Below are 15287 nucleotides of genomic sequence, written 5' to 3' on the forward strand. Positions count from 1 at the left end.
ATTCCTGCTTACTGGAGGCATTGTTACATTGAAACGCCCGTCGAAACGTCAGCAGAAACTACTGACAGTCCTCTCGCTCAGTTTATTTCTTGGCCTGGTCGGTTGTAACCAGCAGAATTCCGCGGCTCCCGCGCCAAACTTACCGGTTGTCACTGTGGCAAAACCAGTCACCAAGCAGATTGTGGAATGGGACGCATATACCGGAAGACTCGAAGCAATTGATTTCGTCGAGATCCGGGCGCGTGTCAGTGGATATTTGAAAACGACACATTTTGATGAAGGTCAGATCGTCAATAAAGGGGACCTGCTGTTCATTATCGATCCGCGTCCGTATCAGGCAGAACTCAATGGAGCGCGAGCCTCGCTGGGTCAGGCTAATTCTCAATTGATACAGGCGAAGGCGCAGCTGGAAGAAGCGAAAGCACAATATCAGCAATCAGAAGCACAACTGGTCTTGTCGACCGCACAGCTGAATCGGGCGCGTTCGCTGAAGTCGAAAAATGTAACGACGCAGGATGAGCTTGACCAGCAGGAAGCAGCCTATCTGCAGGCGAAAGCGGACCACGAAGCGAGCCAGGCCGGAATCAGTTCTGCGAAAGCGACCATCGAGACCGCGCATGCAGTGATTGAAGCGGCAAAAGCCAAAATCGAAACAGCGCAACTCAACCTGGATTACACGCGGATTTATGCCCCGGTTGCCGGTCGCATCAGTCGAAAAAATGTTTCTGAAGGAAACCTGATCAATGGAGGCACTGCCAATTCCAGCCTGCTGACTACGATTACTTCAGTGAAACCCATCTATTGTAATTTTGATGCCAACGAACAGGACGTATTGAAATACATTAGATCAGCACAAGCCGGAAAACGAGCCAGTTCTCGCGAAGCAAAAAATCCAGTGTTCCTGGGTCTGATTGATGAAACGGGCTTTCCTCACCAGGGACATATGGACTTCGTTGACAACCGGTTTGACCCCGATACTGCCAGCATGCGGGCGCGGTGTGTTTTTCCGAATAAAGACCAGGTACTGATTCCGGGGATGTTTGCGCGCATTCGTATTCCCGGCAGTGACTCTTACGATGCGGTGCTGATTCCAGATTCCGCCGTCGGCACCGACCAATCATCGCAATACGTCTATCATGTCGTTGATGACGTTGTACAGCGTCGCGTCGTGAAACTCGGTCCGATAGTAGATGGGCTGCGCGTGGTACGCGAGGGATTATCGGGAAACGAATCGCTCATCATCGAAGGACTACTGCAGGCACGACCGGAGATGAAGGTCACCTCGCAGCCCGGAACGATCGAAGTTGTGGAAGACGGGTTACCTGACAGTTATGAACCGCTGCCTCCTGAGCAATGGATCTCGCCTGACCCCGATCCGCTTCCCCGGCGGGGTACGCAAAAGGTGACTACGGTTGTGGAGCCACAAGGGGACTCTCAATGAAGTTTCCCCATTTCTTCATCGAACGTCCGATCTTTGCTTCAGTACTATCGTTCATGGTTGTCCTGATCGGATCACTTGCCTATTTCGCATTGCCGGTATCTCAATATCCGAGTGTGGCGCCACCCACGATTGTCGTGCGTGCCAGTTATCCCGGAGCGACACCCCAGGTGATTGCGGATACGGTGGCCACTCCCATCGAACAGGAAATGAATGGTGTCGACAACATGCTTTACATGGAGTCGTCATCCAGCAACGACGGGACCATGCAGTTAACTGTGACTTTCAAACTGGGCACAAATCTGGACGATGCTCAGGTGATGGTCCAGAACCGCGTTGCGGTAGCCGAAGCGCGGCTGCCCGAAGCCGTGCGACAGATCGGTATCACGACTCGCAAACAGATTCCCGACATGCTGATGGTGGTGCATCTGAATTCCCCTGATAACAGCCGGGATCAGCTTTATATCAGTAACTTTGCCTTTCTGCGGATTCGCGATTCGCTGATGCGACTGGACGGCGTCGGCGACATTCGTGTGGCTGGCGGCAATGAATATTCCATGCGAATTTGGCTGGATATCGAAAAGATGACCCATGTCGGTCTCACGGTAGGCGATGTCGTGCAGCAGGTTCGTCAGCAAAACGCACAGGTGGCAGCCGGCGTCATCGGGCAACCTCCCATCGATGAGAGCGGCGCGTTTCAATTAAATGTAACCACGCAGGGACGCTTGCAGGAAGAGGATGAATTCGGGCAGATTGTCGTCAAGCGCGGCGACGATGGTCGTGTCACACGTTTGAGTGATGTGGCCCGCATCGAACTCGGTGCACAGGACTACTCACGAATCAGCTACCTGGACGGCAAGCCTGCCGTTGCCATCCTCATTTATCAGCGACCAGGAACGAACGCCGTTGATGCAGCTGATGAAGTCAAGCAGACGATGGCCAACCTGAATAAAGACTTTCCCGAAGGTGTAGGTTATGAAATCGCCTATAACCCGACCGATTATGTGGAAGAATCGATCGCAGAGGTTTTCGAAACGCTCTATATCACGACCATTCTGGTGGTACTGACCGTATTCCTGTTTCTGCATGGCTGGCGTCCTACAATTATTCCGGTGATTGCGATTCCCATTTCGCTTATCGGCACATTCGCTGCCATGCAGTTGTTTGGTGTGACCCTGAATACGCTGTCACTGTTTGGTCTTGTACTCGCAATTGGTATTGTTGTAGATGACGCCATCGTGGTAGTCGAAAATGTGGAGCGGCTGATTGCTGACGGCCTGAATCCGCGCGAAGCGACCCATAAAGCGATGGATGAAGTCAGTTCTGCTCTGGTGGCGACGACCCTGGTATTGATCGCGGTTTTTGTTCCCACCATGTTTGTCCCCAGCCTCAGTGGTAAGTTCTATCAGCAGTTCGCCCTCACGATTGCCATTTCCACAGGGTTTTCCACCTTTGTCTCACTGACGCTCAGCCCCGCACTTTGTGCGCTGCTGCTCAAACCTAAAAATGCCGAACGAAACAGAATGGGCCGACTCGTCGATCTGTTATTTGGTTGGTTTTTCCGGGCGTTCAACCGCTTTTTTGACTTCACTGGTAACGTTTATGCCGGCATCGTTTCGCGCATCATTCGAATTTCCGGTGTTTCTCTGCTCATTTACGGCGGGTTGCTCGTTGCTACCTGGTACAGCTTTGGGTTAGTTCCTTCAGGATTTATTCCAGCACAGGATCAAGGTTATATCATTGTCAGTATCCGGTTACCTGATGGAGCGTCTCTTGCGCGTACGGATGCCATTACGCAGCGCGTTGCAAAAATCGGCAGTAAAATCGATGGTGTTGCTCACTCAGTCGGAATTGCCGGGCTGTCCGGTTCCACCTTCACGATCAGTTCCAATGCCGCGGTTTCCTTTCTTCCACTGGAAGATGCCAAAGAGCGAGCAGCGCGGGGACGGGGCATCAATGAGATCATTGCCGATCTGCGCCGTGAAGTCGCAGTAGTCAATGAAGCACAGGTTTTTATTATTGCTCCTCCCCCGGTACGAGGAATTGGACGAGGTGGCGGATTCAAAATGTATGTGCAGGACCAGGGGGGAGCCGGTATCGCTGCCTTGAACCAGGTTACCGAACGCATGGTGGCGGAAGCCAATCAGCAGCCGGGGCTCGTGCAGATTTTCTCAAACTTCCGGGTAAGTGTTCCCCAGATTTATGCTGAAGTGGATCGTACGAAAGCCCAGATGCTGGATATTCCAATCAGCAATGTGTTTGATGCTCTGGAAGTTTATCTCGGTTCAGTCTATGTGAATGATTTTAACTTTCTCGGACGAACCTACCGTGTGACAGCGCAGGCAGAACCGGAGTTCCGTGACGAACAGGACGACATCCTGCGTTTGCGAACGCGCAGCGCCCGCGGTACGAGTATTCCCCTCGGGGCGGTGGTGGAATTAAAACGAACGTCTGGACCGGATCGGATTGTTCGCTTCAATCTGTTTCCTGCCGCGGACCTGAATGGTCAAACGGCCCCCGGCTACAGTACGGGGCAATCACTGGCAACAATGGAACAACTGGCCGATGAGAACCTGCCACCGGGCTTTGGATATGCCTGGACCGAGATCGCGTACCAGGAACGGCAAGCAGGAAATACGATTGTCTTTCTTTTCCCCCTGGCTGTTCTGTTCGTGTTCCTGACCCTGGCTGCCCAGTACGAAAGCTGGGTGCTGCCTCTGGCGATTATTTTAATCGTTCCCCTCTGTCTGCTGTTTGCCATTGTTGGCATCTGGTTTCGCGGCATGGATAACAACATTCTGACGCAGATCGGTTTTATCGTACTGGTGGGTCTGGCCTGTAAGAATGCGATTCTGATTGTCGAATTCGCGAAGGCGGAAGAAGATGCGGGCAAGGATCGGTTCCAGGCCGCAGTCGATGCCTGCCGATTGCGATTACGGCCGATTCTGATGACGGCGTTCTCATTCATCCTGGGTGTGATCCCCCTGTTGATCGCGACTGGCGCCGGATTTGAAATGCGGCGGGTCCTCGGAACGGCCGTCTTCAGTGGCATGCTGGGCGTGACATTGTTCGGTCTGTTTCTCACTCCGGTCTTCTACGTGGTACTGCGACGCTTTGCACGAAAACCGAAAGCGAGCGCAAACAAAGAATCAACGGTCACGTCCGAACCTGCAAAACTGACCACAACGGGAACAGGCAATTCATAATCGTGAGGCTTTACTGTCAGCAGCCTGGATTCAGAAAACCGTCTTATTTCGCTGGCAGTAACTGGATCGCATCCAATATGACAAACCCGCTGGTCTTGTCATTAGAAATTGTAATTTTGGTTTCTACATCGTCCTGAAGTTCGACAATCCCCAGCGGCCGAAATTGTTTACCCTGGGGCAGTGTTCTGGTTTGATCGACACTGAGCCTTGCTTTCTTTGCACCGGAAAAAACCGTCAGCGGAACATTGTTCGCGCGGCTCTCATGGGCAGAGTATGCCATCAGGAGCTGATAGCGACCACTTTGTGGAACCTTAAAACGGAAGACTGCGGTTGCTTTTCCATCCCCGCTCTTTTCGTCGTGAAGATAGCCGCTACCAATGTGTGGTTTGAAATTGGTCGAGTGGCTCCAATGACCGGAGAGTTCAGCACTGGTATTATCCAGCACAATCCCGGGAAGAGACTGGGGATCAATCGAATGCGACACTTCATTCGCGTTAGTGTCGGGAGGTAACTCGAGCACCTGCCCCTGTGCCAGAAGACGAGCGCGAAGCTGTTTGTAAGGCAGGTCTTGAACAGAGCTTTCATTTCGGGCGGATAACGCAGCTGCAATACCCGCACTTTGTCCCAAAATCATCCAGGTCGGTTCCACGCGGAGGGAGGAAATACCGACATGCGTGCAGGAGAGTGCCACGGGAACAAGTAAATTGGAACATTCCTTCGGCTGTGGCAGAATGGAACGATATGGTACGTGATACGCATAGCCCTGTTTGGGACTGCTTTTCCTGACGGGAAAGATCGTTCCTTCATTAATGACGCCACCGTCTGTTAAGGCAATCCGTTGACAGTCATGTGAGTCAATCGGAAAGGAAGAGACTGCGATGGGATCTTTTTTTTCCGGTTGTTCCAAAATGTCTTTCTGACTGAGCACGTACATGCCTCGCATGCGTCGCCCCTCACGCACATACAATGCAGGAGAAAAGTGTCCGTACTCGGGAAACTCATCTTTGCAGAGTCCCAGCCTGGCGTAGGCATTCCGTACCTTTTCAGGCACTGCGGGGTCAGTTGTCAGAAAGTGATAAAACTCCAGCGTGTACTGCTTATGTTGTTCCCAGATGGCTGCCCGCCCTGCTTCGTCGGCTTCACTCCAGCCATTCCCGCCGCCCACCAGGCCAAGGGAGAATTGACCGCCGATCGAATTGTTGCCATCAAACTTCCCTCCGGGCAGTGGATACAGGTCCCAACCCAGGCGGCCTCCGGATTTCGCAAAACGCCGCATTACTTCAAAACGGGCAGGATCATAGCTCTCAGGTTTCGGAAATGGCACACGGTTTTTCGGATCATCCGTCAGACAGAGACGAAAGCTGTAAACCATGACATTGCTATCTCCCTCATCTTCCGGGCCGGCATCAGTCGTGGTGATCAGGGGAAGAATTTGCCCTTCGCTGTCGAAACCATTTATATTCATTCTGCTTTTCGGATAACGTTTCCCCGCCAGGGATTCACCATATTCCGCTTTTCCTTCCCTGCCGATCGTCCAACTGACTCCTGCCGCTGCCATCAGGTCACCTTCATACGTTGCGTCAATAAATGTTTTAGCAGCAAAAGCACCATTGTCTGTGACCAGACTGGAAATCCGAGTCCCTTCCTTTCTGACGGACTGGAGGACTTGTTTCGGCAGAACTTTGACGTGCGCTTCATCCAGCATCTGTTTCGTCACGCGCAAAGCGACATGTGGTTCGTAAGTCCATTTAGACTGATCTTTGACTCGCACCTGATAAGGTAATTTGATTCCCCGTGCAGAATAATCTTTTTCAATACGTGTATGCCATTCATCGAACAGGCCCATAACCGTACTGCGCACCGTCTGGTTTGAATCACTGAAGCTCAGCCCGCCTGTGTTCAAGCCGCCTATATGATCGGTCGGTTCAAGCAGAATGACTGTCGCCCCTTCACGTGATGCTGCGATCGCTGCACAGACCCCGCCTGGGGTGGCTCCATACACGACGATATCCGCGCGTGTGCCCCCTTCCTCAACCTGTTCACGGGCGGAAACTCCAGTCGGCAAAATCAGACTCAACAGGAACAAGGCGCTAAACAGTTGATTCTTCATTGATCATATTCTCTCATTTGAACTGGAGCAGAATTCCGGCAGTTGACGATTCCCATTCATTTTCCGCGTATTTATCGCCGGAAAGTATTGGATACATTACTTAATGAAATCCCGATTTCGAACCATTCAATATACTGCTTTCCGGTTTTTATTCCCAGCCGCCCCAAATGCAATCCCCAGAATCAATCAGGAGCCGTCACGTAATATTGTCGCACCCGATCAGATGCAGTCGGACTCAGCCTTCCATTGATGGAAGAAATTAACGACAATGATACATCTATTTAACCGTCTAATCGTATTACAGCTTCATCACCAGACTCGGAGGTAATATTATGTCAGCCACTCAACAACTCCATAACCTGGGACAAAGTCTCTGGCTGGATAACATCACGCGTGACCTGCTTACCGGCGGGACTCTACAGCGTTATATTGATGAACTTTCGGTAACCGGACTGACTTCCAATCCAACCATTTTTCATCAAGCGATCAAAAACAGTCAATCTTACGACAGTTCAATTCAGGAAAAGTTTAAGAACGGCAAGGAAGGCGAGGAACTGTTTTTTGAGGTCGCCCTCGAAGACATCACGCAGGCCGCTGATCTGTTCCGACCTGTGTGGGACCGCACTGATGGTGTGGATGGCTGGGTTTCCCTGGAAGTCTCCCCCCTGCTCGCTTATGACACCGAGAGCACCCTGGCAGCCGCGAAAGATCTGCATGCCCGCGCCGGTCGTCCCAATGTTCTGATTAAAATTCCCGGCACGAATGAGGGGCTGCCTGCGATTGAAGAAGCCACCTTCGCGGGGATCCCCGTGAACGTGACTCTGTTATTTTCCAGTGAGCATTATGTCGCTGCTGCAGAAGCTTATCTGCGTGGTGTCGAACGACGTATTGAAGCCGGTCTCAATCCTGCCGTCGGTTCGGTTGCTTCGCTGTTTATCAGTCGCTGGGACCGTGCCATCGTAGACGACGTACCGGAAACGCTCCACAACCGCCTGGGGATAGCCATCGGACAGAAAGCTTACAAAGCCTACCTGGACCTGATCAGCTCGCCACGGTGGCAGCGTGCATTGAACTTTGGTGCCCGGCCACAACGTCTGCTCTGGGCCAGTACCGGATCGAAAGATCCCAACGCGTCCGATGTACTGTATATCACTTCTCTCGCGTCGCCCTTTACCGTCAATACGATGCCGGAACAGACTCTGAAGGCTTTCGCCGATCATGGTGATCTTGGCGACGCTTTGCCCGCAGATGGGGGTGACTGTGAAACCTTACTCAACGATTTCACACAGGCCGGCGTTGACAATCAGGCTTTAGCCGCCCGACTCCAGGAAGAAGGGGCAGAGTCTTTTGTCAAATCCTGGAATGAACTGATGGAAGTGATTACCACCAAAAGTGAATCCCTGGTGCAGGCTGACTGATCATCGGGTTGAATCATGAATCAGCTTTAAACAGAAGTCAGGTCTCTCGCATGTGCAGAGACCTGACTTTTTTCTTTGCACACTATTTTGTATATCTTTCCGAATTTTGAATCAGGATTTCGATCTGATTTTACAGGTAAAAGACGGGTGTACTGTGGAATCAGCAGGCTGATTTCGATAACTTCGTCTGGACTGTCACAAATCTCAATATTTAAATTTTTCTTACTCGCAGGAAGAAGACGCTCTTAATGAAAATTGATGCTCAGATTCGCGTTATTATGTTACTGGTATGCGGCATGTTTTTGTTTGATGGTTGCAGCTCCGGACCCGACGATGTCCCGGAAACAGGCACTGTTACCGGAACAGTAACCCTGGATGGCGCTCCGCTTGAAGAAGCCCTGGTTCAATTTCAGCCGGAAAGCGGGCGGATCTCATCAGGTACTACAGATGCTGAAGGAAAATATGAGTTGGATTACACGGGGACACTCAAAGGAGCCAAAATCGGAACCCATAAGGTGAGCATCACCACGTTCAAGGCTCCTGAAGAAAATCTGGAAACAAAGGAAGCACAAAAACAGCTTCCCAAAGAGAAAGTCCCCGCCCAGTACAATAAGGACACCACGCTGACAGCCGAAGTTAACGCCGGTGAAAATACAATCGATTTCGATTTACAGTCAAAATAATCGCCCCGACTGAAACCGTTCGCTGCGCGCCGTAGTGCCACTTAGTTCTGCACTCCACTGCGTCGCCTCGCGATTTCAGCCAGTAGTAATGCGTGCTTCTGGAATGGCTTGCGCCCGGTCTGTTCATAGAACCGGGCCAGTTGTTCCAGATTCCGGGCAGCAGCCTGAAACTCTTCTGCAGTCAGATTTGAATCTGGTGACATCACCAGAGGCTCCAGACCTTGTTCTGCCAGTTCAAACTCGGGGTGCTCTTCCAACAGTTGATTCAAATCTGCCAGTGCCTCGGAATGCTGTTCCAGCCGAATTTTATTTCGGGCTAGGTTGTATCGCGCAAAAGAATTCCGTGGATCGAGGCGGAGGGCTTTCTGCCAGAAACGGGCCGCTGTTTCAAAGAGTTCTACTGTATTGTCCTGCTGAGACGTTTCAGCGGCTTTCTCATACGCACTCCCCAGGTTATTACAGATTTCTGAGTCATCCGGATCCAGTTTGTGAGCCTGTTCCAGATGTGTTATCGCCGCCTGCCACTCCCGGGTCTGCGTCAAGATACTGCCGAGGAAGCGTTGAATCTGCAGATTATCGGGATATTTCTCGGCAAAAGGCTGCAACAGATCGCGTGCTTCGTGAAAGCGTTCCAGTTGCATCAGGGCAGACGCCAGTTGAATCGCTTCACCAGTCTCATCCGATCCGACCTGTTTTTTCAGTCGGTTCACCTGTTGCAGAATCTGCTGACGTGACTGTAGAAACTGGTAATAGGCGGCTTCGTCTTCCGGATAACCAGCCTGCATTCTGCCCGAATGTGGCAGCATGCAGAATAGAGTGGTCAAGATCACAAACGGCACTGCAGCCAGCCTGGGCCAGCGATTCTCAGCCGGTCTGGTCCAGGCACTCCACAGCCAGTCAATGCCTGCAGCGGCAAACAGGATCCAGAGTGGCAACATGCCCGCGCGAAACCGTCCAAAATTATAAATGAGTAAAATCGAAATGAGGTGGGCCAACAGTAATCCAATAGGCAGGATCAACTGCTTGCGCCGGGGGAAAGAGACAATCAGGCCCAGACATCCCAGCCCGCTGAACAGCCCAAAAGTGGGTAGATACGCCAGGGGCGCTATAAATTCTCGAGTCGTCTGGAAATAGGCACTGTCTGGTACTTCATAGTCGTTCAACAGAATCTGCAATTTTATGAGCGTCAGCTTCAATGTTCGCAGAGGATTGGCGGCCGCGTATTTTAGTCCCTGCCAGAACCAGTATCGCGAACACGCCGCTGGTGACAATGTGAGTTGTCCCGTTCGCTGGCGGGCTTCCAGGCGAAAGTCTGCATGCTCAAACAACGGATGTGTGCGTATGAAAGGTGGCGGTGAATAATAGCCGTTCGCGTCCGGCCCCTGAGCCATGTAAAAGACCTCGCCGCCGCCTGTCGTCACCGCGACAAACTCTCCCGTTACCAGGGTATTTCGAATTGCAACGGGGACCAGCATGATTGCACAGGCACAGCTGAAGATGAGAACTGATTGATAACGTAACTTTTTCGCAGCCCGATCGGCGCCTGAACTCTGCCAGAGAAACAGCAACACCGGGAAGGTCAACAGGATATGGTTTTCACGAACCAGAACGGCCAGTCCAACTGATAAGCCAGCCAGCCACAACCAGAGCAGATGCTGCTGTTCCCGGAAACGCAGGCACGCATAAAGTATCAACGCCGTAAAAAACGGGCTGAGAAACGTTTTCATCAACATGACGTCATAGAAGACCAGCGGCCCGAATCCGGCTGTCAGGATGCCTGCGATGAGAGCCACCCTTTGAGTAAACAGCCTCTGCGCGGACGCATAGATCAGCAGGCAGGTCCCACTTCCAATAAAAGCCTGCAGAGTCAGGATCAATGTCTCCGGACTGTCAAACAGCCAGTACCAGAAGCCAAGGACATACGCATATAACGGGCCCTGTGAAAATGCTGCCGTTGCATCTGCCGTCCCCTGGGAGAGATCCAGTCCCCAGTCACGATAGAACTGGTGATCTGTACGATAATGCCCTGCCAGAGGAGAATCGAGATACGACACCAGGTAAAACAAACGCACGCAGAGCGCCAGGCAGTAAATGCCTGCTCCCTGCCACCAGCCTGTGCCTGGTTTCGAGTTGTCTTTGCTCTTCAATTCCATATAACTTTGACTGATCGGTTGCGGTTCTCGACTCTGTCTCGATTAACTGTAGAGTCTCCAAGGCCATTGGGAACTGGTATCATAATTTGAGACACTAAGATTCGATGTGATTCGTATGGAGTATCATCTGCTGAATACGAAAAAGCCCGACTTCTCAAGTAGAAGAAGTCGGGCCATTTTAGATATACCTGATCAGGTTAACCAGTCACCTGATTAGACTGTATCCAGTTTTAATGTAGCGTCTCCAGGGTCATTTGGACCTGTTTTAACAGATTGAGAGACGCTAGAGTCGAATGTGATACACTCTAGAATTCACCGAGCACATTTCCATCATTGATGGAAGCGAGATGGTCGTAAGTCGTCTTGTCGATATTTTCACTCAGAAAAACGACGCGGCCATCACCCAGCAGGAAATGAGCCCCGCCGACATGCGAACTGCTGAATCCATAATTTAATTCCGTTGTTCCGTTAATCTGTGTTGATCTCAGAGTCGTAGACTCAGAGAGGAACTGAGGTGCACCATGGATTTTATATCCGGAGCTGGCGCCTGTTGCGCCAATCCAGATACCACCAATATTGGAACCCTGTGTTGTCCGTTCGCCCCCCAGCATGGTGTTACTCACACCGTCGGTCAGATCGCGGATGCGGACATCGCTGTTTCGACCAAAGGCAATCTGGGGAGTGGAAGCAGGATACTTTGAACCAACTGTCAGATAGTTGGATTTACCATATCCGGAAAGATCCGAGTTGGTTCCCCCCATTGGATCAGAAGGACAGATGTAAGCTGGCAGAACTGTTTTGGCTTCTACGGTACCAATTGTAGAATATGTGGAGTCGTACCATTTGTTATCAAACCCTCCCTTGGTCTGAATCTGGTTATACAGATTCGCCTGATCGATATAAGGAAGAATGAAGGTACCCCAGCCAATAAAATTATTGTAAATATCAGTCCCTGCACGGCAGTAACCGGGAGGAAAAATCCGCTGGGTATCGTGGTAATTGTGAAGCGCTAAACCGATCTGTTTGAAGTTGTTTTTGCAACTGCTTCTGCGAGCAGCTTCACGCGCCTGTTGCACAGCAGGCAATAATAAAGCAATTAAAATGGCAATAATGGCGATCACAACGAGAAGTTCAATTAATGTGAACGCCCTTCTTCGTAGAGTCATTTTCAACTGAGTCTCCATCAATATTAAGATCTTTAAAACAAAATTGAGGTGTCAGCTACAATGCAGACACCAGATAGATCAAGCTGTATAAACTCGGTTTTTTACATAGATGTTATGTAAAAACCAATTGAATGAAGTTTTGTAGATTTTTAGATAATTAAGAGAGGTTAATTCATATATCTTCAGACACCCTGACATGTCCATTCAAATGACATTGATTTATCTTAACTATTTAAAATGTCCTGTTTACACCAGTACAAATAGATATATAATTTCGCTAAACTCATATTTACACTGACTTTACATACACCAGCCAGTCAAAATAGACCTGCTGAATTCCCATCTCATAATACGTTCTTAACGTGGAAACAGCTGGCGCTAAAATGAGATTGAGAGGGGCGCAAGGCTTCCGATGCTTCTTCCAAATGCGTCTTAATGAAGCGATTTTCTCGTTAAGATCCTGTCAGATTGAAACAGGCTAAAGAAGACACATCAGGTATCAGACGGGAAAGCCCGAGCGTAGTCGTTCAATCCCGATATCGTGCCGCCTGTTCCTGACGCTGGGCCTGGAGTGCGTCTGCAGAGACCACTTCCGAATACCGCCAGACCATCTCAACCATCTGCGCATGATCGATGGGTTTGGATAAGTAATCGTCACAGCCTCCCTGCAGGCAGCGTTCGCGGTCCCCCTTCATGGCATCGGCGGTGAGTGCGATAATCGGCGTTACCAGGTCGGCAGCCCGCAATTCTGCAATCGCCTTTAAACCATCCACATGAGGCATCTGCATATCCATGAGGATCACATCAAATGGATCACCCGCATCACGGGCAATTAAAGCCATGTCGATTCCCTGTTGACCGTCTTCCGCTGTGATGACCGTGGCGCCTGCTTTCTCCAGAAAATGCTGGCTGATATGCCGGACTTCGCGACGGTCGTCAACGACCAGGACGCGACAGTTGAGACGATGAACTTTCGAAACCCCTTCTGCGCCCTCTGTTTTTCTTTCGAGGATACCAGATTCAATCAGCGGAATCCCTTTAATGGAGCCAGCGGGGAGCCGGATGCGGAAGATAGACCCCTGCCCGACTTCACTCTTGACCTTGAGCTGCCCTTTGAGCATCTGCACCAGTCGTTTACTGATTGCCAACCCGAGTCCGCTGCCTCCATAGGCCCGTGTGACCGACGAATCTCCCTGCGAGAACGGTTTAAACAGTCGCTGGATCTGATCGGCACTCATGCCGATACCTGTATCCTGCACAGCGAATTCGATGATCGGTTTATCGGAATCAGGAAGCAGCCTGATCACCAGACGAACTTCGCCCTGATCGGTAAACTTGATGGCATTTCCAATCAGATTAATCAGGATCTGTCGCAGTCGGGTGGCATCCGTAACGATCTTTTCAGGAACCTGTCCGGTAAATTTGACATTTAGCATCAGGTTCTTCTCGTCGGCCCGTACCTGCATCAGTGTCTGCACGTCCGCAACCAGCTCGCGCAGCGATGCTTCATTCAGATCGACTTCAAGTTTCCCTGCCTCAATACGTGATAGATCAAGAATGTCGTTAATCAATTCCAGCAGGTGTTCTCCATTTCGTTTCATGATCATGACGCAGTTCCGGTTATCAGGATCCTTCAGATGCCCAAGCAAAACGTCAGCGTAACCTAAAACAGCAGCCATCGGAGTACGAATTTCATGGCTCATATTCGCCAGAAATTCACTCTTGGCAAGGTTCGCCTGTGATGCCTGCTGCTCACTGTCCCGCAACGCTTCTTCCATCTCTTTACGGGCCGTAATGTCCTGCACGATTGAACTCACCCCCCAGACTTCACCATTCCGATGCGTCATCGGGTGATAATTCACCAGCCAGCAGCGTTCTTTGTCGCTGGCGGGCGTTTTACCGCGTACTTCCTGATTTTTCACCGCCTTGCCTGTCTGAAATACCTGATCGTAGAGTGGTTTGATCCGGTCTGCGATTCCGGGAACCAGTTCAAAACAGACTCGCCCGAGATGCGCTTCACGGGAAATGCCATTGATGCGGGCCAGTGTATCATTGATCCGCAGGTAACGGTATTCGCGATCGACCAGCCCCATGCCCACAGGTGCCGTATCGTAAATCAGTTCCAGTTCCCGTTTCTGGCGGCTGGACTCTGCCTCGGCGGCGCTCAGGCTTTCTTCTGCCATCCGCTGCTCATGAATGTCACTTACCGTACCAACCCATTCCAGGATCTGCCCTTCCTGATCAAATACCGGAACTGCTTCTGTAATAACGGGGCGATACGATTCGCTCTCTGCATGCCAGATGTGGCCATGCACACGATAACTGGACTGCTTACCCGCCGGCTTACTCCAGAGCGCAGCCAGTTCGGCTCGATCTTCCGGCAGCAGCGCTCTCAGCCACCCGTCTCCCTGGTGATCATCCCAGGTCTGGCCGGTGAAACGCTGCCAGGATATTTGCGGTACAATGAAATTCCCCCGCGGATCAGTGGTCCAGATAATACTGCTGGTACTATTTAAGAAAGCTTCATAGCGGGACTGCATCCAGCGCAGGTCTCTTTCGATTTCCTTCCGCTGCTCAACTTCTTCCAGCAGTTTTGTATTGGCCGCTGCGAATGAGGGGAACTGCAACAGGTGCGGAATGTATTTAATTAATGCAATTACAGTTGCCCAGGATACGACAGCGGTCGCCAGCTTTAACAATCCCGATATGCGATAAATCGGATACCAGAAAATGATCGCTTCAACCAGATGCACGGTGCCACATAACAGGATGAAAGCAGCAAATAAACCGAACAGTCTTGTATAGGGAATATCACGCCGTTTAAACGTGAAATAAATCAGTACAATGGGGATTGCAGTATATGCAGACCAGGTACCGATATCGGATAGAATATGCAGCCAGCCTTCGCCACTCGTCCAGTTGCCACAATTCCAGCGGGCAGGGTAGTCCGATGTATCAAAGAGTTTCGAAAAGAACTCAACCATCCACTCAGCCTTCTCCCCTGTTACCCAGGAACCCTTTTAAACTGACGATTTTAAATTCAGACCAATGCCGGAAAGTTGTATGACACCAGATGATTCTTCAGCCTGAACTATTTTCAGATACATGGCGTC

The 15287-nt window shown here is 50.9% G+C and carries 8 protein-coding genes; 4 read left to right on the top strand and 4 right to left on the bottom strand.

The window, feature by feature from the left end; all coding sequences use genetic code 11:
- Positions 1-28: 28 nt before the first annotated feature.
- Together GmarT_RS25410 and GmarT_RS25415 are read left to right on the top strand one after the other, a co-directional pair.
- Positions 29-1441, top strand: coding sequence for an efflux RND transporter periplasmic adaptor subunit (locus GmarT_RS25410; protein WP_044238590.1), 1413 nt, complete (start codon positions 29-31; stop codon positions 1439-1441).
- On the top strand, positions 1438-4644 hold the full coding sequence (locus tag GmarT_RS25415) for an efflux RND transporter permease subunit (protein WP_002647203.1): 3207 nt from the start codon (positions 1438-1440) through the stop codon (positions 4642-4644). Before GmarT_RS25410 ends, GmarT_RS25415 begins: the two co-directional genes overlap by 4 nt.
- 43 nt (positions 4645-4687) lie before the next feature.
- Here the strand turns inward: GmarT_RS25415 and GmarT_RS25420 are convergent, their stop codons facing one another.
- Positions 4688-6754, bottom strand: a complete 2067-nt coding sequence (locus GmarT_RS25420) for an FAD-dependent oxidoreductase (protein ID WP_002647202.1) — start codon at positions 6752-6754, stop codon at positions 4688-4690.
- Between the two features lie 332 nt (positions 6755-7086).
- Between GmarT_RS25420 and tal the strand changes: the two genes are divergently transcribed.
- Together tal and GmarT_RS25430 are read left to right on the top strand one after the other, a co-directional pair.
- Positions 7087-8172 carry a transaldolase gene (gene tal, locus GmarT_RS25425; RefSeq protein WP_002647201.1) on the top strand — a complete coding sequence of 362 codons (1086 nt, stop codon included), beginning with the start codon at positions 7087-7089 and terminating at the stop codon, positions 8170-8172.
- Positions 8173-8420: 248 nt separating this feature from the next.
- Positions 8421-8855 carry an Ig-like domain-containing protein gene (locus GmarT_RS25430; protein WP_002647200.1) on the top strand — a complete coding sequence of 145 codons (435 nt, stop codon included), beginning with the start codon at positions 8421-8423 and terminating at the stop codon, positions 8853-8855.
- A 41-nt stretch (positions 8856-8896) separates the two neighbouring features.
- Here the strand turns inward: GmarT_RS25430 and GmarT_RS25435 are convergent, their stop codons facing one another.
- From GmarT_RS25435 to GmarT_RS25445, 3 genes are all read right to left on the bottom strand, one after another.
- Positions 8897-11008 carry a glycosyltransferase family 39 protein gene (locus GmarT_RS25435; protein WP_002647199.1) on the bottom strand — a complete coding sequence of 704 codons (2112 nt, stop codon included), beginning with the start codon at positions 11006-11008 and terminating at the stop codon, positions 8897-8899.
- Positions 11009-11313: 305 nt separating this feature from the next.
- On the bottom strand, positions 11314-12174 hold the full coding sequence (locus GmarT_RS25440; RefSeq protein ID WP_044238588.1) for a DUF1559 domain-containing protein: 861 nt from the start codon (positions 12172-12174) through the stop codon (positions 11314-11316).
- A gap of 527 nt (positions 12175-12701) precedes the next feature.
- Positions 12702-15158 carry an ATP-binding protein gene (locus GmarT_RS25445; RefSeq protein ID WP_002647197.1) on the bottom strand — a complete coding sequence of 819 codons (2457 nt, stop codon included), beginning with the start codon at positions 15156-15158 and terminating at the stop codon, positions 12702-12704.
- Between the last annotated feature and the right edge of the window lie 129 nt (positions 15159-15287).

Source organism: Gimesia maris, assembly GCF_008298035.1.
GTDB classification, from domain to species: domain Bacteria; phylum Planctomycetota; class Planctomycetia; order Planctomycetales; family Planctomycetaceae; genus Gimesia; species Gimesia maris.

What these genes read in the sequence shown, in the direction of transcription:
- GmarT_RS25415 (WP_002647203.1), top strand. Translation starts at nt 1,438, where the DNA reads ATGAAGTTTCCCCATTTCTTCATCGAACGTCCGATCTTTGCTTCAGTA.
- GmarT_RS25420 (WP_002647202.1), bottom strand. Translation starts at nt 6,754, where the DNA reads ATGAAGAATCAACTGTTTAGCGCCTTGTTCCTGTTGAGTCTGATTTTG.
- tal (WP_002647201.1), top strand. Translation starts at nt 7,087, where the DNA reads ATGTCAGCCACTCAACAACTCCATAACCTGGGACAAAGTCTCTGGCTG.
- GmarT_RS25430 (WP_002647200.1), top strand. Translation starts at nt 8,421, where the DNA reads ATGAAAATTGATGCTCAGATTCGCGTTATTATGTTACTGGTATGCGGC.
- GmarT_RS25435 (WP_002647199.1), bottom strand. Translation starts at nt 11,008, where the DNA reads ATGGAATTGAAGAGCAAAGACAACTCGAAACCAGGCACAGGCTGGTGG.
- GmarT_RS25440 (WP_044238588.1), bottom strand. Translation starts at nt 12,174, where the DNA reads ATGACTCTACGAAGAAGGGCGTTCACATTAATTGAACTTCTCGTTGTG.
- GmarT_RS25445 (WP_002647197.1), bottom strand. Translation starts at nt 15,158, where the DNA reads ATGGTTGAGTTCTTTTCGAAACTCTTTGATACATCGGACTACCCTGCC.